We start from the raw sequence: 19487 nt of genomic DNA on the forward strand, positions 1-19487 counted from the left end.
GCTCATTTCTGACCGTGGCGTTTTACTATGCGCAGTATTTTATGCTGCTGTATTCATGCCGGTATCCAGAAAATCGACATGGAAATCAACAATGACCTGGCCTGCGATACGCTGGACAGATCCGTCCTTGTGCATGCGGCTGACAGTCTTGTCTTCGCGTGAGCGCACATCAATCTGGAATTCGGGATGACTCTTGGCAAAGGCATCCTGTATGGTTTCCCTGACTTGTGCGATCAACGCTTTTTCTGAGGCAGAGACAGTATCAATTGCATCTTGCGCTGTTTGTTCGGTAGCAGCAACAACGGCTTCAGTATCACCAAAGAACTGATCCACCGTTTGCCTGAATTCTCTTTGTGTCGTCACCACGTATTGTATTTTGGCGATAGGAAAGAGGCTATGCACGATACGTGAAGCCATGACACGTTCAGGGTCAGTCGTCATGACGGTCAGGCTGTCAGCATTCTCTTCGAGGATGACCCAGTGGTGATCTTCTACATAGGCGCGCTTAAAGTTTTTCAGGGCCTCCGGGCGGGCACGGTCGGCCTTGTAAGGCTGGTATTCACATTCAAAGAATGTCGCCAGAGAATTGCCTATATCGGTCAGGCTGACTTCAAATTCATCGATGAGGATTTCTTCCACGTCCACACCCTTGCGGCGCGCCGCACGCGCTGCCAGGCCCAGTTCAGGTATCGACAATATCGATGACTTGATCAGTGAATCAAACTTGGTATGAATCACCTGTGGTGACATCAGACGCTGGGCGAAAGCCACAGCCAGGGTATTGCGCAGGTATTTGAAACCTTCTTCCAGCAGTGGCGGGAACTGGCAATCATTGCGGTTATTGATGAGTTGCAGCACACCCAGCAATTCGTTGCTTTGTTCATGGATCAGCGGGCCGACCAGCATGTGCTTGGTGCGAAAGCCAGTGCGTTGATCAACACGGCGCAAAAATTCCAGCTTTGGTGAATGCTTCCTGAGTTCAGTTTCGTCATACACATTCAGAATATTGACTGTCTGCTTGCTCATGGCGACAAAGCCAGCCACACTTTTTTCAGAGATAGGCAGGGCAAAATCCTTGAATGAGGTCAAACCAGTTTTGACCTTGGATTCGATGGCATTTTTCTTGTAGTTGACCGAATATAGTGTCAGGCGCTCGCAATCAAACAGATCGCAGATATCGTGCGACAGATCAAGCATGATTTGCTCGATATTGCTGGTCGAATGGATGGCATTCGTGATGGTTTGCAGATTCTTGAAGAAATTTAAGCGCGCATGCACGTCTTCTTTATCATAGACATCATACTTATCTTGCTGGACACGGCGTACAAAACTCATAAATTTGCTTTCATCGATGGAAATTCAATCCCGGCTATTTTGCCACAACCGGGCTATATCGTCATTGCGACACTGATAAGCTTCCGCCCGTTTTTTGTAAAAGCCTGTACCGACAATTACCTTCAGGCAAATGTCCATCTTATTTTATGGCTATTTCCATAAAGAAGGGGGCATTTCTGCCCACCTTTGTCTGAATATTAATTACCAGATGGTGATGCGCTTTTCAGGCGCGACATACATCTTGTCGCCTTCCTTGACGCCAAAGGCAGAGTAAAATTCTGGCAAATTCGTCAAGGGGCCATTGCCGCGGAACTCTGAGGGTGAATGTGAATCGGTACTCACTCGCAGTATGGTTTCGCCATCGCGTGATTTACCACGCCAGACTTGTGCCCAACCCATAAAGACACGCTGATTGCCAGTGTAGCCATCAATCACTGGTGCTGGCTTGCCACCGAGTGAGATCTGGTAGGCTTTGTAAGCGATGGACAAGCCGGAATTATCAGCAATATTTTCACCCAGGGTCAGCGCACCGTTGACCTTGTAGCCAGGTAAAGGGCTATAGGCACTGTACTGTGCAATCATGGCTGCTGTCAGTTTGCCAAAGTTGGCCTTGTCTTCCTTGGTCCACCATACACGCAAATTGCCATCGCCGTCGAATTCGCTGCCAGAGTCATCAAAACCGTGGCTGATTTCATGTCCTATGACTGCACCTATACCGCCATAATTGACGGCATCGTCGGCTGCCGCATTAAAGAATGGTGGCTGCAATATCGCTGCCGGGAAGACGATTTCATTCTGGCGTGCATTGTAATAAGCATTCACGGTTTGCGGGCTCATGCCCCAGTCAGTACGGCTGACTGGTTTGCCCAGTTTTGCCAGTTGGCGCTGATATTCATATTCACGGCCACGTATGATATTGCCGACCAGATCGTCCTTGGCAATGGCCAGTTTGCTGTAGTCGCGCCATTGATCAGGGTAGCCTATCTTGGAATTGAATTTGGCCAGTTTGGCCAGCGCTTCTTTCTTGGTTTCCGGGCTCATCCAGCTCAGGGTTTCTATGCTTTGCTTATAGGCCAGCAACAAATTACTGACCATGGTTTGCATGCGCGCCTTGTTCTCTGGCGGGAAATATTTTTCCACATACAATTGCCCCAATGCTTCTGGCAGCGCCTCTTCCACCCGGCCTACGCCACGTTTCCAGCGCGCCTGATTGGCCGGGACACCGCGCAAAGTTTTACTGGTGAATTCAAAATCCTGATCGACAAAGCGCTGGCTAAGGAAGGGGGCATAGGCAGTCAGGGTTTGCCATTTAAGATAAGTTTTCCATGTATCTAGCGGGGTGTCAGCGATGACCTTGGCCAGGTTACTGAAAAAATCAGGCTGACGCACAATGACATCATCCATTTTGCCTGCCATGCCTGTCTGATTGAAATAAGTTCCCCAGTCAAAGCCGGGCATTAATTGCTCAAGCTGTTTCAGGTCCATCTTGTTATAGGTTTTAACCGGTTTCCGGTTTTCTACCTTGGTCCATTGTATTTTGGCGATGTCGGTTTCCAGCGCCATGACGGCGGCTGCGCCTTGTTCCGGCTTGGTTTGGCCGCTCATACCCAGCATTTTTTCCAGATGTTTGAGATAAGCGTCGCGGAAACCCTGCCACTTCGCATCATCCTGTTTCAGATAATAATCAGGATCAGGCATGGTCAGGCCATTTTGGCTCAGATATACCGCATAGCGGCTGGAGTCACGCGCATCCTGGTTAATGCCCGCCACAACAGGCGTGTTGACACCAAGCTTGCTGAGTTCTGCCATCAAGGCTGGCAGTTTTGATTTATCGGTAATGGCATCAATACGGGCAAACTGGCTTTGCAGCGGTTTGAGATCAAGCGCGTTGGCGCGGGCTTCATCCATGAAGCTGTTAAACAGGTCAGCAATTTTTTTCTGGTTGGAATCAGCCGTCAATTGCTTGCTGGCAGCCAGACCCTGGATGATGTCGTAAGACCTTTGCTCTGACAGTTCACGCAACTGGTCAAATGAACCAAAGCGGCCACGGTCAGCCGGTATTTCTGCAGTCGCCAGCCATTTGCCCGACATGTGCTGGTAAAAATCATCCTGTGGCCTGACGTTTTTATCCATCCATTGCAAATCAATGCCCGATTGTAGTTTGTGGGCAGCGATCGTGCTATTAGTACTTGTGCTTGCATTTTGTGCATAAGCAGGCGTTGCCAGCATATTGGTAAACAGGCTGGCAAGAGCAAGAGAAATAAGGGTACGTGACATGGTATGTCCTGGCTATGAAGCTTGTTGTGAGGAAAGAATGGTAGATGCTTCAATTTCCCTAAAGTTCAGAGAATTTAGAGAAACTTATGCTGCAGAACGGCAAATATGATGATTAAAAAATACCAGGGAAGATGCCTGGCAACTGGCTCGCCAGGCCAATCAGGCTGATGGCCAGCACGATGACTGGCCGGATTACCGGAACAGGAAAGCGGGGATGCCCAGGTCTGGCAGGCGGCACGACCATCCATAAGCTATCCGGCAAGGGGCGGTGACGCATGAGGTCACCACGCCATTGCACCAGATATTGTCGTGACTGATACCAGTATTCCAGCTCGGCATGCAGCCAGCCTGTGGTGAAGCCCTCATCCTTGCCAGTGACTTCTTCTCTACTGCTGACCACACGCACCTGTACTTTTGGCCAAAGGGCGATTTGCAATAATCTTGATCCGTAGGCCAGGCCAAGTACACATACGAGCAGGAAAATCAGTTTCATGAAAAGAGCAGGGCGAATAGGGGTTCTCTAAATGGGAAGAGACATATTGCCTACCCGCGCCGTTCTTGTAAATGAATGAATATCTTTTATTTATTTGCTGATTTACTCAAGGCGTCAGGATTTTTTTGTACAGAATAAATCCTGACCGGTCTGCCACCTGACGATATAGTTTTTGCGCTGTTTCATTGGTTTCATGGGTTCCCCAATAGACAACTGTAGAACCAGCCAGTTTTGCCTGCTCATACACCGCTTCTATCAAGGCACGGCCCACACCCTGACCACGTTTATCAGAACTGGTGAACAAGTCATTCAGATAGCAACTGGCTTCGATACGGCTGGTGGTCCTGTGATACAGATAATGCGCGAGCCCGACCAGTTGCCCATCCTGCTCAGCGACCAGAGCGTATATCGGTTCATAGCAGTCAAAAAACCTCTCCCAGGTCCTGAGCGTTACGGTTTCTGGCAAGGCATTTGGGCCAGTGCGTTCATAGAACTGGTTATAGCCTTCCCATAGCACAGACCAGTTAGCGAAATCTTCTTTGGTGACGGCACGTACTACTACTTTACTCATCTCTTTTCCTTGTCGTTTCGTTTTATTCGGTTTCGAACAATTGCTGTTCCATGGTACTTGCCAGTGCATGCGAGGCAGGGTCATGTTGTTCGCGTAATCCATCCACCATATTCACCCTGTCTTGCGTGCTTTTGTTCTGGCTGGTTTTCCATTTGCCGCTGATGCGGCGTACCGGGATTTCTATGCCAACTATCATGTCCATCATGCGGTCTATATATTCTGCAGGCGCATCGCTGACTTTCCATGGCTGGTCGAACTTGCGCTCAAAGTTATCGCTAAGCTCGCTGAGCAGGTACAAAAATTCTTGCCGGTCTTCGACGATGCGCATGGGGCCGTGCACATGCACGACTGCGTAGTTGTAGGTCGGCACGACAGCACCGCTGCGCTGCTTTTCTTCATACCAGCGCGGGCTGATATAGGCTTGTGGGCCCTGGAAAATCGCTAGTGCATCCGTGCCTGAACTGGCGCTTTGCAAGACTGGATTATTGCGGGCGACATGGCCCCGCAAGACGCCATAAGGTGTATCTGCGCTTGGTGGTGAAACGATGAAGGGAATGTGATTCGCCTCCAGTTCACCATCCAGCAAGCTGACTAGCGCGGCCAGTGGATGCGCCTGTATCAGCGTGTGCAAAACATCGATGCGTTCTTCAGCAAAATGACTGGGCATGTACATGGCTTACTCGATTTCTATGATGACTTCGGCGTTAATGGAGTTGGCGATATAACAGTGTTCATGTGCCATATGATGGAGTTCTTCACGTTCCTGCAAATTGGGTTGCTTATCACCACTATAGCTTTCCTGAGGACGTAGATGGATGCGGGTAATCGCTTGCTTGCCTTTGGCATTTTTATCCATGATGCCTATCGCCAGGTCACTGTATTGATCCACCACGTAGCCACGTTTGGCAACGAAGAATAAATAAAACAGCATATGGCAAGATGCCAGCGCAGCAACCAGCGCCTCTTCCGGATCGACATTTTTTTCTTCCGACATCGGTACTGGAACAGACAAAGGGGATGACGATGCCGGCACTACCAGGCCGCCGTCAAATTCCCATGCATGTGCACGGCTGTAACGATTGTCGCTAAAAACCTGTTCACCACGTTCCCATAAGATTTTTGCCTGGTATTGATGCATTTTTTTACTCCCTTGCCTTGAAATTACGCTAATCTTATGCTTGGTATTGGCTATTGAAAAGTACCAATTTTGTAAAAAATAAGAATGCCAATTTTGGTGAACGCATGCACATTTCTCAAATGATTGCCGGGATTGCCCTGGACAGACAAGACAGCCAGCCCTTGTACAGGCAGTTGTACGCCGAAATTCGAAAAAGTATATTGACAGGCCAGATGCTGCCAGGTATGCAATTGCCACCCAGCCGCGAGTTTTGTCAGGTGCTGAATATTTCCCGGCAGACGGTCTTGAATGCCTATGATCAATTACTGGCAGAAGGTTATCTGCGTGGTTCGGTAGGGCAAGGCACTTTTGTGAATGAAGATTTGCCTGCAATTGCAGAACGCACCAAGGCAAGGGCCGGCGATATACCTGCGGCACGGCTACTGGACAGGATTTCAAAACGCGGACTTCAGCATATAGACCCACGCGGCAGCACGCGCTTTCATCAGGGCAGTGTAAAAGCGTTCAGGGTCAGCATGCCTGATCTGGATTTATTCCCATTTGATATATGGGCGCGGCTGGAAGCGCGGCATTGCCGCCATCCCAAAGGGCAACTGGGTTATGGTGATCCTGCCGGTCATCTGGCCTTGCGTGAATTGCTGGCTGTGTATCTGAAGGCAGCACGTGGTGTGAACTGCGCGCCGGAACAAATCCTGATCACTTCCGGTTCGCAGCAGGCGCTGTATTTGCTGAGTACCATGTTGCTTGATCCGGGTGAAAAGGCCGTGGTGGAATATCCATGCTACCGCGGTACCACAGCCGCACTGCATGCGTCACAAGCTGATATCTGTGCCGTGCCCGTGGATGATGAAGGCATGGATGTCGCATACGCAGCGATGCATTATCCCGATGCGAAAGTCGCTGTCGTCACACCTTCTCACCAGATGCCATTGGGCATGACCATGAGCCTGCAAAGGCGCATGGCTTTGCTTGAATGGGCTCAGGCAAATGCGGTATGGATAGTGGAAGACGACTATGATAGTGAATACCGTTTTGGTAGTTCACCACTGGCATCTCTGCAAAGTCTGGATACACATCAGAGCGTGATCTATGTAGGTACTCTCTCCAAGGTGTTATTCCCTGGCCTGCGTTTAGGTTATCTGGTGCTGCCAGAAAAATTGCTGGAGCCGATGATACAAGCCAAGGCTGTCATCGATAAACATACCAGCATCATGCCGCAAATGACATTGGCAGACTTTATTGCAAAAGGCCATTTCGGCAGGCATATCAAGCGCACCAGAAAAGTCTATGCAGAACGACAGGCATGTTTAGTGAGTTGTCTGGAAAAGCAATTGGCAGATGAACTTGTCTGCGGTGCGCAAGATGGTGGGCTGGATCTGGCTGTGTATTTCAAACAGGCTTATGATGAAGAACAGATCATAGAAGCAGGGCAAGAAATTGGACTGGAATTGCGCGGCCTCGGTCACTATGCCGATGTGCCCGGGAAAACAAACAGGCCAGCAGAAAGTCCTGGCGGCCTGTTACTGGGCTTTGCTTCACTGACTTGTGCAGAGATAGAGCGCAGCGTCAGCAAGCTGGCTACGCTCTTCAAAGCTGCTCATTAGGGATCAGGCGGCGATCATCTGCACTGCCGTATCTGCGTTTGCATGGCGATTAATGACACTGATGATGGCGCGCATGCTAGCTGTTGTCGCATCGTCAGCTATGCCTGCACCATACTGGCTGCTGCCATCATTGACGCGTGCTTCGATGATGCTGATGTACTGTGAACGGCCATGCTGCGTCACTTGCTGTTCTTGCTTGTCGATGATCCTGATTTGATATCCAAGTGCCTGGCAGGCATTGATCTGCGCTTCAACAATACCATGACCTGTACCCTGGATAGCTTGTGGCTGTCCATGGTGCAGCAGATCGACATGCAAGGATACTTGTGCCGGATCGGATGGTGATGTCCTGTGATGCAGGACCGGGTTTGCATGATGAGCTTGATAACTGATGGGCGCTGCTGGCGAAAGGTAACTGTCGCTGAAAATCTGGTGTATCTGTTGTGCCGTCATTTCCTTGCCGCTGTCGTCGGCAGCCGTTTGCACAACACGGCTGAATTCAATTTGCATGCGCCTTGGCATGCTGATGCCATATTCCTGTTCCAGCAAAAATGCCATGCCGCCTTTGCCAGACTGGCTATTCACGCGTATCACGGCGTCATAATTGCGGCCAAGGTCAGCCGGGTCTATCGGCAAGTAAGGCACTTCCCATATCGCGTCTTTTTGTTGCTGGGCAAAGCCTTTTTTGATGGCATCCTGATGTGAGCCAGAAAATGCCGTAAAGACGAGATCGCCGACATAAGGATGGCGCGGATGCACAGGTAATTGATTGCATTCTTCCACGCACTGCCTGACGCTATTGATGTCAGAAAAGTCCAGGCCAGGATCTACACCCTGGGTATATAAATTCAAGGCCAGTGTGACAAGATCGACATTGCCGGTGCGTTCACCATTTCCAAACAAGCAGCCTTCAACCCTGTCTGCGCCCGCCATGACCGCAAGCTCTGCTGCGGCGACTGCCGTGCCCCTGTCATTGTGAGGATGTACGCTGAGGATAATGGCGTCGCGTCGCGCCAGATTCCTGTCCATCCATTCTATCTGGTCGGCATACACATTCGGCGTTGCGCATTCGACAGTGGTTGGCAGGTTGATGATCATCTTGCGTTCGACGGTAGGTTGCCAGATGGCGGCAACGGCGTCACACACCTCTTTGGAAAAATCCAGCTCGGCCATGCTGAAGGTTTCTGGTGAATATTCAAACACCCATTCTGTCTCAGGCATGGCATCCGTGAGTTGCTTGATGAGGCGCGTGCCATCAGTGGCAATCTGTTTGACTTCTTCACGCGATTTGTCAAATACGATGCGACGGAAAGCGGGTGCTATCGGGTTATACAAATGCACGATCGCACGCTTGGCTCCGCGTACGGAATCGATGGTGCGGCGTATCAGGTCTTCGCGGGATTGCGTCAATACTTCTATCGTCACGTCATCTGGTATGCGTTGTTCTTCTATGAGTTTGCGGACAAAGGCAAAATCAGTTTCTGATGCAGAAGGGAAGGCGACTTCAATTTCTTTAAGACCTATCTTGACCAGCATTTCAAAGAACCTGAGTTTTTTCTTTGCGTCCATGGGTTCTATCAGCGCCTGGTTACCATCACGCAAATCTGTACTCATCCATATCGGTGCTTTGCTGATGCTGCGACTGGGCCATTGCCTGTCGTGCAAAGCGATAGTCGGGAAGGCTTGATATTTTTTTGCTGGATTACTCATCATGATGTTTTTTCCTTGGGCTGGCACAGTGCCTCAGCAAGGCGCTGATATTTTCAATTTGTTGAATTCGTGGGGATGTGGCGACGCTAAGCTAACCGGCTGCCACAGAGATACGCGAGGCCGGTTAACCGATCAGTAGTCGTAGCGCTAGCAGGCCGTAACGACTTTGCAGCGCAGACTGTGGACGGGCAAAGCCAGACATGACGCTGATTACGTCTGCTGAATTCTTTGCTGATGTGCCTGATGGTGTCATGCTGTTTTTCCTGATGTCAGGAAGCCTGTGCTGGGTATTACTGGGGTATAAAGGTAATTTTTGATACTGATGTTTTAATCTGGCAGGTATGCCAATTAAAACTGGACAAGCTGCTTACTTATAGTAGCGAGCTTGCTATAGATGGTAGTAGAACTAGAGAGGCAGACACAGACGACAGCGCTGCTTGCAGCTTGGCGCTGTCAGCAGTTTTTCTTGCAGATGTCGATGTCAAAAAAGAGTTCATGCAATTACTGTAAAAGATTTTGCCTGTGCACGTCAAGCAGTATTTTTTGTTTGCTTGTCTATGCGCTGACTGAACGGCATTTCATCGCAACGCAATCTCAATGAAATGCCGTCCAGGCAGATTAACAGCCATACAAAAATCAGCTTCTCACGAACCTGATTTTTTATTGTTCCTGTAGGCGAAACCCAATAGCAGCAGCCCGCCGATAATCATGGGGAATGACAACATCTGCCCGGCTGAAATTGTCGCGCCGAGAATATTGACTTCATAATCCGGGGTGCGGAAATATTCCGTGAAGAAGCGGGCGCAGCCATACAGCGTAACGTATAAGGCACCTACGGCCAGACGCGGTCTGGCCTTGGATGCATATATCCACAGTATGACGAATGCCAGCAAACCATCTACCAATGCCTGATAAATGGGTGAAGGGTGAACCGGGTGGCCAATACCTGGCCAGATCATCGCCCACGGCAAATCTGCCGATGCGATGCGGCCTGGCAATTCATGGTTGATGAAATTACCTAAACGACCGGCAGCGTAACCCAGCGGCACCAGCGGCGCGATGAAGTCGTACACGTCTGCAAGATGAAACTTGGCTTTGCGTGCCCATAGCGACATGGCAATCAGTACGCCAATGAAGCCACCGTGAAAAGACATGCCGCCTTTCCAGACCGCAAATATTTCCAGCGGGTGTTCCATGTAATATGAAAAACCATAGAAAAATACTTCACCGAGGCGGCCGCCGAGTATCACACCCAGCACACCGAAAAACAGCATGTCGTCGATATGTTCGCGTGTCCATCCCTGTGCGGCGATATGCGGTTGTTTGAGCCGGACGCGGCCCAGGGCAATAAATTGGGCAAAGGCTATCAGGTACATGATGCCGTACCAGTGGACAGAAACAGGGCCTAAGTGGAACGCGACAGGATCAGGATTTGGATGAGTCAGCATGGATGATTTGGTAAGTTAAACAGGTGCGCAAATGCGGCCAGCACGGCAGAATGATTGTCCTTGCGCCAGGCCAGGCCAATTTCAACGGTGGCGCTGGCTTCCGGCAAATCGAAATACAAAACGCCAGGGCGCTGCAAATTTGAGACGGATTGTGGCACAAGTGCGATTCCCATGCCAGCCGAGACTAAACCGACGATGGTTTGCATCTGTATGGCTTCCTGGCCGATGGCAGGCGTCAGGCCTGCAGCATGGAAGCAACCGAGGATGGCATCATGCAAAGCCGGGGCAATTTTGCGAGGGAACAGTATCAACGGCAAGTCAGTGCAATCGCTGAGGCGCAGTTGCTGGCGTCCTTTTGCGTGGTTTTCTGGTACTGCCAGCATTAATGGTTCAGACAGCACTTTTTGATAATTGAACAGGTTTTGCAACTTGTCTGGAAGTGGCGGTATCAAAAAACCTGCATCAATTTCGCCGTTTTCCAGTGCCTGCAATTGTACGTCTGTGGTTGCTTCTCGTAATTCTATGTGGACATCGGCATGATGGCGGCGAAATTCCCGCAGAGCAGGCGGCAGTACGCTGTAATCAGCGATAGATACAAACGCCAGGGATAAGTGACCATAAGTGCCGCTGGCGGCTCTCTGTGCCAGTTCAGGCAGGGATTGCGCCTGTGCCAGCAAGCGCCTGACTTCCGGCAGTAGCGCCATCCCGGCAGACGACAGCGAGATATTGCGCGTATTGCGGATAAACAGTTCTGCCCCAAGGATGGCTTCGAGTGCCTGTATGGCTTGCGACAGAGGTGGCTGGGTCATGTGCAGGCGCGCAGCTGCCCTGCCAAAGTGCATTTCTTCCGCCACAGCCAGGAAGTAGCGTAACTGGCGTAGTTCTAGATTTCGTAATTCAGGTAAAGACATCTGGCAGCTCAGCCGGTATTTTATGTTGTGTCAGAATGCTGCAGATACGCAAAAATAATCCGGGAAAGATCCAGGTGCTGTCATTAGCGGCGGGTGTTTTTGTCAAAAGCGCGTTTGACGCGTTCTTTCTGGATTTTTTCAAAATGTGCATGATCTTTGCGTTTGTCCAGACCCAGCATACGTTCAAGAACTTCAAACCAGGCAAATGCTGCACCAGCACCACCAATAATCCACCACCATGACATGGTGGCAAAAATCCATACATCTGCCAGCTTCAATACGAGCATGATGAATAAAACGATGATGATGAACATGGGATACATCCTTTTTCTGGGAAAAACTTTCAAACTCTTTGTTACAGATCACAGAGTTTCCTTAATTTTACTGCAGGTCAACCCCGGTATGTAGATAAACGTTAAAATTGTCAAAAGGCGGTAGAATAAGTGAGTTTTTAACCTGGAGAAAGCAATGAAATATTCTTTATTGGTAGGTTCGGTATTGGCAATGATGGTTTCTGGCTCGGCTTGGGCGAATGCTGATCTGGCAAAAGCAAAAAACTGCATGGCCTGTCACGCAGTCGATAACAAGGTTGTGGGTCCTGCTTTTAAGGATGTGGCCAAGAAATACGCCGGCGACAAGACTGCTGAAGCCAAACTGATACAAAAGGTATTAAAGGGTGGTTCAGGTACATGGGGCCCGGTTGCCATGCCACCAAATGCCCAGGTAAGTGATGCAGAAGCAAAAACCCTGGTTAAATGGGTGTTGAGTTTGAAATGAATTCTGGTTTGATATGGATAAATTGATCTGTATCAAACTGATGAACAATAAAAAACCTGGCATAAGCCAGGTTTTTTATTGTTCATCATATCTGCTTGCTGAACTGTTTCAGTTTCGCAAGGGCTTGCAGTTTGTCGCTGCAAGCCCTTGTTTGGCGCAAATATTATTTAAGCCGCTAAATAAGCCGCTAACTTACTTGACTACGCGCAGCAGATCACGTTTGCCGCCTTTGTATGTGTACAAAGTCAGTGTGCCGTCTTTGATATCGCCTTTGTCATCAAATGCGATGTCGCCTGTTACGCCTTTGTAATGGATTTTCTTCAACTCTGGCAGGTATTTGGCTGGGTCAGCAGAACCAGCTTTTTTCATTGCTTCTACCATGACCATGACGGAGTCATAGACATATGGTGCATAAATCTGGACTTCTACACCAAATTTTTTCTTGAATGCAGCTTTCCAGTCGTCATTGACTTTCTTCTGTGCATCCAGAACACCGCCAGCTTCAGCGCAAACTACCTGGCCTTCGCCGATGCCGTTGTCAGCCAGTTTAACCAAGTCAGCTGTACAGATACCGTCGCCGCCCATGAATTTGGCTGTGATGCCCAGTGCTTTCATCTGACGCAGCATAGGACCTGCAACCGCATCCATACCACCGAAGAAGATGACGTCTGGGTTTTTAGCTTTGATTGTGGTCAGGATGGCGCTGAAATCTGTAGATTTATCTGTTGTATGCTCTTGCACAACAATGTCAGCACCCTTGCCTTTGGCGCCTTTGATAAATTCTTTTGCCACGCCTTCGCCGTATGCAGTTTTATCATCAATCACAGCGACTTTTTTAGCGTGGTTGATTTGCACAGCAAAACGACCCAGTGTGCCACCCAGCTGGCCGTCATTCGCTACCACGCGGAATGCACCTTTGAAACCTTGTTTGGTGTAGTCAACGTTAGTTGCTGATGGGGAGATTTGAACGATGCCAGCATCGTTGTAGATTTTGGAGGCAGGGATAGTTGTACCGGAGTTCAAGTGACCGATAACGCCGTTTACTTTCGCGTCAACCAGTTTTTGTGCTACGGTTGTGCCTTGTTTTGGATCGCCAGCGTCATCTTCAGTCAGCAATTCGAATTTGGCTTTTTTGCCGCCGATCATCACGCCTTTGGCGTTCAGTTCTTCGATCGCCATTTTGGCGCCGTTTTCATTGTCTTTACCCAAGTGGGCGATCGCGCCGGAGATAGGGCCAACGTGACCAATTTTTACAACCAGATCTTGAGCTGCCGCAGCACCAGCGAAAGCGAAAGCAATTGCGCCAGCCAGTGGAATCATTTTAGTTTTGAACGACATGAACATACTCCTAAGGATTAAAAAGTAGGATAACAGTACTGCATCTCTGACTTATTCAGATAACTGAACAGCAAGAAGGTACAACAGAAAAAATATTTCGCAAAGCTATTTTGTGTGGTTTTTTCTCCAAACTGACGTTTTTTATATGCCCCAATATCGCACCCTTGACAAGCTTGATCGCAAGCTCCTGAACCTCCTGCAAAAAGACAACCAAACCCCGACCAGGGTACTGGCAGACAAGCTGCATATCTCCCAACCCACCTGCCTGCGCCGCATACGGGAACTGCGTGAAGCGGGCGTCATCAGCGCTGAAGTAGCGATGGTCGATAGCTTCGCCCTTGGCTATGGCATGCTGGCTTTTCTGGAGGTATCGCTGATCAATCAGTCGGATGAATTCATGCGTGAATTTGAGACCCGCATGAACAAGGAAGCCGAGGTCATGCAATGTTATTTTGTGTCTGGGGAGTATGACTATTTCCTGGTGGTGCATGTGATAGACATGGACGCTTATTACCAATTTGTGCGGCGCGCCATTTCCGGCTCTGGCAATGTGCGGCATTTCCATTCCCGTTTCCCCATGAAGCGTGCCAAATTTACGACACGTATTGCCTTTGATGAAAAAGCCGAAGAGCTACCTGTACGTATTAAAGGCAAGTAAAGCCAGATAAAACAACATAAAGCTAAATGATTCAGCCTGTTTTCCAGTAAACGCCGGGATCTTGTATTTGGATGACAAAAAGAACGCAAGCTGTTGCAGATAGAGATTCCATCTGGCAACTTGCGTGAGGGGAAACTTGTTTTGTACGCCCGCTTCAGCGGGCGCTTAGCATGCAGGACAGGGATGCACCTGAGCACACCCTGCCTGTATCAGAGTAGTTCTTGAGATAAAACTTGTTTGTCTCAGGCAGGCAGCAGGATGGTTTTTCCCGCCTTGTGTTCCATGCCAGTGAACGCAAAATCCACGTCTGGCTGTACGCCCGAGACGATGTCTGCAATAGCACGGCCAGAACCAGCGCCCATGGTCCAGCCCAGCGTACCGTGGCCAGTATTGAGGTAAAGATTACTGATGCGGGATTTGCCTATATAAGGAACATTAGAAGGCGTCAGTGGCCGCAAACCTGTCCAGTAAACCGGGTTATCGTAATCGCAGGCAGTCGGAAACAGTTCCCGCGTGCGCCTGGTAATAGCTTCGCAACGGGCAGTATTGAGGTCTCTGCCGTAGCCATTGATTTCACAGGTGCCTGCAACACGCAGGCGGTTGCCCAGGCGCGACACCACGAGTTTATAGCCGTCATCTGTCAGCGAAATAACAGGAGCCTGCTCAGGATTGGTAATTTGATAAGTAGCTGAGTAGCCTTTGCCCGGATAAATCATCAGGGAGATACCCAAAGGTTTTAACAGGGCTTGTGAGTGGCTGCCCATGGCAACCACAAAAGCATCCGCATGCAAGGTCTTGTGACGTCCGGCTGCATCGATGATCTCCACGCCAGTAATTTTGGCGCTGGCACCAGTGCCCTCAGATAACAAGCGTGTGACCGTTGTATTAAACTGGAACTGCACGCCTGCTGCTGCGGCCTTGTCAGCCAAACCTGTCGTGAATTGATAGACGTCACCTGACTCATCGGTTTCGGTGTAATCTCCACCAACGATTTTATCGCGTATGCCTGCCAGCGCAGGTTCCCTGCGTACCACTTCATCGGCATCGATAGAATCGCGCGGGCAACCGAGGTCACGCATGAGTTTTGCTGCAGGCAGGGAGATGTCGAACTCTTTTTGATCGGTGTAGAAGTGCAGTATGCCCTTGCTCAGGTTGTCATACTGTATGCCGGTTTCTTCACGCAGGCTGCGCAAAGCCAAGCGGCTGTATTCAGAGATGGCGACGATCTGACGGATGTTTTCTGCCGTGCGGCCAGGTGTGCATTCACGCAGAAAATTCAGGCCCCACAGCCATTGCAGCCATTCTGCACGCGGGCGGAACAACAGAGGCGCATCTTCCTTTCCCAGCCATTTCAAGACCTTCATCGGCGCTGAGGGATTGGCCCATGGTTCAGCATGTGAAACAGAAATCTGACCGCCATTGGCAAAGCTGGTTTCTTGTGCAGCACCAGGCTGGCGATCAATGACGGTGACCTCGTGACCCTGTTTTTTTAAAAACCAGGCAGACGAAGTGCCAACTATGCCGGAACCGAGAACGATGACTTTCATGGGGAATCTCCTGTGTTTCATCTGTGTTGCATTTTGTATGCGATGCAGGAGATTGTAGAAATACTTTGCTTTCTCAGGTAATCAGAAAGCTACTTCAGATTTTTATTTTTAAACGCGGATGAAGTCTTTGTGTTTAAAAATAAAAATATTATTAATTATTTTGATTATTTAGGCGACTTTGCCTTGGTGATTTCCTGAGTCACTGCCCGGGTGATGACTTCTTCCAGGGTTTTATGCAAGCCAGAGCGTATTTCTGTTGATAAATTGGCTACGGCAATCTGCAAAACATCGGCCAGGTTGTCCCTGATCCTGTGTTCGAGGACAAAATCAATGCGGGTCAGCACCTGGCGCAAGACATTTTCACGCAGGCTTTGTTCCAGTGCCTGCCAGTCTTCTTCTGTCTTACCTGGATAATGATTGCTAGCCGTTTCATAGGCAGTTTGTGCCGTGCCATCGGCGCCTGCATTATCAGTTGTTGCAACTGCTTTGGCAGGTGGCGTGAGGAGTTCTTCCGGCTTGATGACTTCAGTCAACACAGGAATGCTGGCGTCTATTTGATTATTCATTTTATTTCGCCACGGAGTGGGTAAGAGTATGACCTTGTTGCTGGTAGTGGCGATAGCGCTCACGCCCGGCCAGTTTGTCTGCATCATCGGCAGAGATGACTTCTATCATGCGCTGAAACTGAGTAAAGTTGGCAGGGGTAGCAGCGGTCAGATTGATCAGCAATTCATAATGCGGGCAAGCAGCATGCTCATCGTGGCTGAGCACGATGGGGGTCATGGCAGATAATGGATCGCTGAGCATCACATGCGGTAAAAAATCAGCTTCTGTCAGCGTCCACAAGGTCTCATTCAAGCGCTGCAACCAGGCACGGTCGTGGTGATAGACCACCATCTTGCAGTTGGCAGCGTGGGCCTTGCGTATCAGGCGGCAAGAGTAGTTCAGTTTGTCCGCCACATTGCTATGAAAATCGATGCGTGTCATGCGAACTCAAAACTTAAAGCCATCATCCGGCTTCTTGGGCTGGGGAGTAGCGGCTTGCCTTGCTGCATCTGGCGCTTTGGGGGCGACTGGCGGCGGTGGCGGGGCTGCAGGTTCAGCCGCTGCGTAGCGGTAATCCTTGGGCAGTTTGCTGGTAGCAGGGTAGCCCGCTTTGCTCAAAGCATCTTTCCATTCATCCATGCTATAGCCACGGAATTTGACATTGGAAATCACCAGCAGTGGCATTTGCAAGTCGCCACTGACCTGCTTCATTTTTTCCTGGTCTGCTGCCGTGTTAACGGTTTTTTCGTTAAATGGTATACCCAGGCTTTTGAGCAGATTGCGGCCATCATTGCATGGTGAACAGCCATTGGCTGAGTACAGGGTGACCGGATTTTTTGCAACAACGATTGCCAGTTCCTGTGGCAGGTTACCGCCTTCCAGAGTATCGGGCAGTTTTTTCTTTTCTACCTTTTGATTGGCTGCTGGCGGTTGATCGCTATAAGTGACTTTGCCGTCTGGCCCTACCGATTTATATAATTGTGCCTGCGCTGCGGTCGCCATAAAAATGCTGGAAAGCATGCTGCAGATCAGGACCTTTTTATTGAATGTCATATTTTTCTCCTCAAGACTCAGGCACTCATGCCATTGTGACGTAACAAGGCATCGATGACCGGCTCGCGACCACGGAATGCCTTGAATGAAGCCAGGGCAGGGCGGGAACCGCCAGCTTCCAGGACTTCGGTTTGAAATTTTTCACCGACAGCACGGGATAAGGTGCTGCCCGCTTGTCCTGCATGCTCTTCAAAGGCGGCGTAGGCATCAGCCGATAAAACCTCTGCCCACTTGTAACTATAATAACCTGCCGCATAGCCGCCAGAAAAAATATGGCTGAAAGAATGCTGGAAGCGATTGAATTCTGGCGGCTGCATGACTGCCACCTGGGCACGCACTTCCTTGACAATATCTTGCACGCTTTGACTACCATTTGGTTCAAAGGCATCATGCAAACGCATATCAAACAGGGAAAACTCAACCTGGCGCAGAGTTTGCAAACCAGACTGGAAGTTTTTAGCTGCAATCATCTTGTCGTACAGTGCACGTGGCAATGCGGCACCGGTATCCACATGAGAAGTCATGTGTTGCAGCACATCCCATTCCCAGCAAAAATTCTCCATGAATTGTGAAGGCAATTCCACTGCATCCCACTCGACACCAGAGATGCCAGAGACGGACAGATCATCGACCTTGGTCAGCAAATGGTGCAAGCCATGGCCAAATTCATGGAACAGGGTAATCACTTCGTCATGGCTGAACAGGGCAGGTTTTGCGACGCCATTCATGGTGACGGGGGCGCTGAAATTGCAGGTCAGATAAGCGACTGGTGTTTGTACTCCTTGCGCTGTCAATCTGCGACCGCGTGCGTCGTCCATCCAGGCACCGCCACGTTTGCCATTGCGGGCATACAGGTCAAGATAAAACTGACCTATCAGCGCGCCATTTTTTTCAAGCCGGTAAAATTTTACATCCTTGTGCCAGACAGTTGCCTCATCTGGTTTGATATCGACTGCAAACAGAGTCTGGATGACGCGGAACAAGCCATCGACAACCTTATGCTCTGGGAAGTATTCTTTCACTTCTTGCTCAGAAAAGGCATAGCGTTGCTGGCGCAGTTTTTCGGATGCATAGGCAGTATCCCAGGCTTGCATGTCGCTGATGCCCAGTTCGTCTGCCGCAAAGGCGCGCAATTCTGCCAGGTCTTTTTCTGCATAAGGGCGGGCGCGTTTTGCCAGGTCTTCCAGGAACTGGCTGACTTGCGCCGGTGACTCAGCCATCTTGCTGACCAATGATACTTCGGCGAAATTTTGATAACCCAGCAACAGGGCTTCTTCTTTACGCAGACGCAGCAGTTCGGCCATGATGTCGCTATTATCCCATTCCGCCTTGCTGCCAAGCTCTGAAGCCTTGGTCGCGTTTGCGCGGTAAATGGTTTCGCGGATATGACGGTTTTCTGCGTATTGTAATAACGGGAAATACGAAGGGAAGTGCAGGGTGAATTTATAGCCGGTTTTGCTATCGGCTTCTGCCGCTGATTTGGCGGCCTGCAAGACATCTTCTGGCAAGCCTTTGAGCTCGGCCACATCTTCGATCAAGAGGCCATAGTCATTGGTTGCATCAAGCAGGTTTTCAGAAAATTTGGTCGACAGGGCAGCCTGTTTTTCTTGTATCTCTGCATAGCGCAGCTTCTTGTCCTCGGCCAGTTCTGCACCACTCAACTGGAAGTCGCGTATCGCATTCTGGATGATGGTTTTTCTTGCTTGCGGCAGGCTGGCAAATTCAGGTGCTTGCTGCAAGGCTTTATAGCCGGCAAACAGGGCGAGATTTTGCCCCAGTTCTGTCCAGAACTCAGTAATGGCTGGCTGGTTTTCATTGTAGGCGGCGCGCATTTCTGGCGTATCGACAACCGCATTCAAATGACCGACTATCCCCCAGGCACGGCCCAGTTTTTCTGTGGCGTTTTCCAGTGGCTCTACAAACCTGTCCCAGGTAACCGGGCCAGTGTTTTTTTCGAGTTCTGCAATCACCGCACGGTTTTCTTCCAGCAGGGTGCCAATGGCCGGACCTATGTGCTGGGCCTGGATGTCAGAAAAACGCGGTAAATCGCTAAAGTCGAGCAGGGGATTGTCTTGGGTCAT

At 49.9% G+C, this 19487-nt stretch carries 19 protein-coding genes; 3 read left to right on the forward strand and 16 right to left on the reverse strand.

The window, feature by feature from the left end; all coding sequences use genetic code 11:
* Window positions 1–39 precede the first annotated feature (39 nt).
* The 6 genes from ACO0LI_RS05275 to ACO0LI_RS05300 form a co-directional block, all read right to left on the reverse strand.
* Window positions 40–1335: a hypothetical protein gene (locus ACO0LI_RS05275; protein WP_422953208.1), complete on the reverse strand. Its 1296-nt coding sequence runs from the start codon at window positions 1333–1335 to the stop codon at window positions 40–42.
* 201 nt (window positions 1336–1536) lie between these two features.
* Entirely contained in the window at window positions 1537–3612 is a 2076-nt protein-coding gene (locus tag ACO0LI_RS05280) for a M13 family metallopeptidase (RefSeq protein WP_422953207.1), read from the reverse strand.
* 112 nt (window positions 3613–3724) lie between these two features.
* On the reverse strand, window positions 3725–4105 hold the full coding sequence (locus ACO0LI_RS05285; RefSeq protein ID WP_422953206.1) for a hypothetical protein: 381 nt from the start codon (window positions 4103–4105) through the stop codon (window positions 3725–3727).
* Window positions 4106–4211: 106 nt separating this feature from the next.
* Complete coding sequence (locus tag ACO0LI_RS05290) at window positions 4212–4676, reverse strand: GNAT family N-acetyltransferase (protein ID WP_422953205.1); 465 nt, start codon at window positions 4674–4676, stop codon at window positions 4212–4214.
* Window positions 4677–4698: 22 nt separating this feature from the next.
* Window positions 4699–5349, reverse strand: a complete 651-nt coding sequence (locus ACO0LI_RS05295) for an FMN-binding negative transcriptional regulator (protein ID WP_422953204.1) — start codon at window positions 5347–5349, stop codon at window positions 4699–4701.
* 3 nt (window positions 5350–5352) lie between these two features.
* The gene (locus ACO0LI_RS05300; RefSeq protein WP_422953203.1) at window positions 5353–5814 is read right to left on the reverse strand and encodes an OsmC family protein; all 462 of its coding nucleotides are present in this window, start codon (window positions 5812–5814) and stop codon (window positions 5353–5355) included.
* A gap of 104 nt (window positions 5815–5918) precedes the next feature.
* On the opposite strand from ACO0LI_RS05300, the gene ACO0LI_RS05305 reads away from it, so the two are divergent.
* Window positions 5919–7418: a PLP-dependent aminotransferase family protein gene (locus ACO0LI_RS05305; RefSeq protein WP_423031423.1), complete on the forward strand. Its 1500-nt coding sequence runs from the start codon at window positions 5919–5921 to the stop codon at window positions 7416–7418.
* A gap of 3 nt (window positions 7419–7421) precedes the next feature.
* On the opposite strand, the gene leuA is transcribed toward ACO0LI_RS05305, so the two are convergent.
* The 4 genes from leuA to ACO0LI_RS05325 form a co-directional block, all read right to left on the reverse strand.
* On the reverse strand, window positions 7422–9134 hold the full coding sequence (leuA, locus tag ACO0LI_RS05310) for a 2-isopropylmalate synthase (RefSeq protein ID WP_423031534.1): 1713 nt from the start codon (window positions 9132–9134) through the stop codon (window positions 7422–7424).
* Between the two features lie 638 nt (window positions 9135–9772).
* Window positions 9773–10576: a prolipoprotein diacylglyceryl transferase gene (gene lgt, locus ACO0LI_RS05315; RefSeq protein WP_423031425.1), complete on the reverse strand. Its 804-nt coding sequence runs from the start codon at window positions 10574–10576 to the stop codon at window positions 9773–9775.
* On the reverse strand, window positions 10570–11487 hold the full coding sequence (locus tag ACO0LI_RS05320) for a LysR family transcriptional regulator (RefSeq protein ID WP_422953200.1): 918 nt from the start codon (window positions 11485–11487) through the stop codon (window positions 10570–10572). Before ACO0LI_RS05320 ends, lgt begins: the two co-directional genes overlap by 7 nt.
* Before the next feature lie 83 nt (window positions 11488–11570).
* Window positions 11571–11801 carry a TIGR04438 family Trp-rich protein gene (locus ACO0LI_RS05325; RefSeq protein ID WP_162040306.1) on the reverse strand — a complete coding sequence of 77 codons (231 nt, stop codon included), beginning with the start codon at window positions 11799–11801 and terminating at the stop codon, window positions 11571–11573.
* 154 nt (window positions 11802–11955) lie between these two features.
* Between ACO0LI_RS05325 and ACO0LI_RS05330 the strand changes: the two genes are divergently transcribed.
* A complete protein-coding gene (locus ACO0LI_RS05330) occupies window positions 11956–12264 on the forward strand; it encodes a c-type cytochrome (protein WP_422953199.1) in 309 nt (102 codons plus the stop codon).
* A 192-nt stretch (window positions 12265–12456) separates the two neighbouring features.
* On the opposite strand, the gene ACO0LI_RS05335 is transcribed toward ACO0LI_RS05330, so the two are convergent.
* Complete coding sequence (locus tag ACO0LI_RS05335) at window positions 12457–13602, reverse strand: branched-chain amino acid ABC transporter substrate-binding protein (RefSeq protein ID WP_422953198.1); 1146 nt, start codon at window positions 13600–13602, stop codon at window positions 12457–12459.
* Window positions 13603–13747: 145 nt separating this feature from the next.
* On the opposite strand from ACO0LI_RS05335, the gene ACO0LI_RS05340 reads away from it, so the two are divergent.
* The gene (locus ACO0LI_RS05340; RefSeq protein WP_162040309.1) at window positions 13748–14260 is read left to right on the forward strand and encodes an Lrp/AsnC family transcriptional regulator; all 513 of its coding nucleotides are present in this window, start codon (window positions 13748–13750) and stop codon (window positions 14258–14260) included.
* Window positions 14261–14502: 242 nt separating this feature from the next.
* Here ACO0LI_RS05340 and ACO0LI_RS05345 read toward each other — a convergent pair whose 3' ends face one another.
* The 5 genes from ACO0LI_RS05345 to ACO0LI_RS05365 all read right to left on the reverse strand — a co-directional run bounded on the left by ACO0LI_RS05345 (window position 14503) and on the right by ACO0LI_RS05365 (window position 19487).
* A complete protein-coding gene (locus tag ACO0LI_RS05345; protein WP_423031427.1) occupies window positions 14503–15807 on the reverse strand; it encodes a D-amino acid dehydrogenase in 1305 nt (434 codons plus the stop codon).
* 164 nt (window positions 15808–15971) lie between these two features.
* Complete coding sequence (locus tag ACO0LI_RS05350) at window positions 15972–16373, reverse strand: hypothetical protein (RefSeq protein ID WP_423031429.1); 402 nt, start codon at window positions 16371–16373, stop codon at window positions 15972–15974.
* A 1-nt stretch (window position 16374) separates the two neighbouring features.
* Entirely contained in the window at window positions 16375–16794 is a 420-nt protein-coding gene (locus ACO0LI_RS05355; protein ID WP_422978329.1) for a DNA polymerase III subunit chi, read from the reverse strand.
* 6 nt (window positions 16795–16800) lie between these two features.
* Window positions 16801–17406, reverse strand: a complete 606-nt coding sequence (locus ACO0LI_RS05360; RefSeq protein ID WP_423031431.1) for a glutaredoxin family protein — start codon at window positions 17404–17406, stop codon at window positions 16801–16803.
* 17 nt (window positions 17407–17423) lie between these two features.
* Window positions 17424–19487 (reverse strand): M3 family metallopeptidase, encoded by a 2064-nt coding sequence (locus ACO0LI_RS05365; RefSeq protein ID WP_423031433.1) that lies wholly within the window; start codon window positions 19485–19487, stop codon window positions 17424–17426.

The organism is Undibacterium sp. Tian12W (assembly GCF_049339405.1).
Classification (GTDB): Bacteria; Pseudomonadota; Gammaproteobacteria; order Burkholderiales; family Burkholderiaceae_D; genus Undibacterium.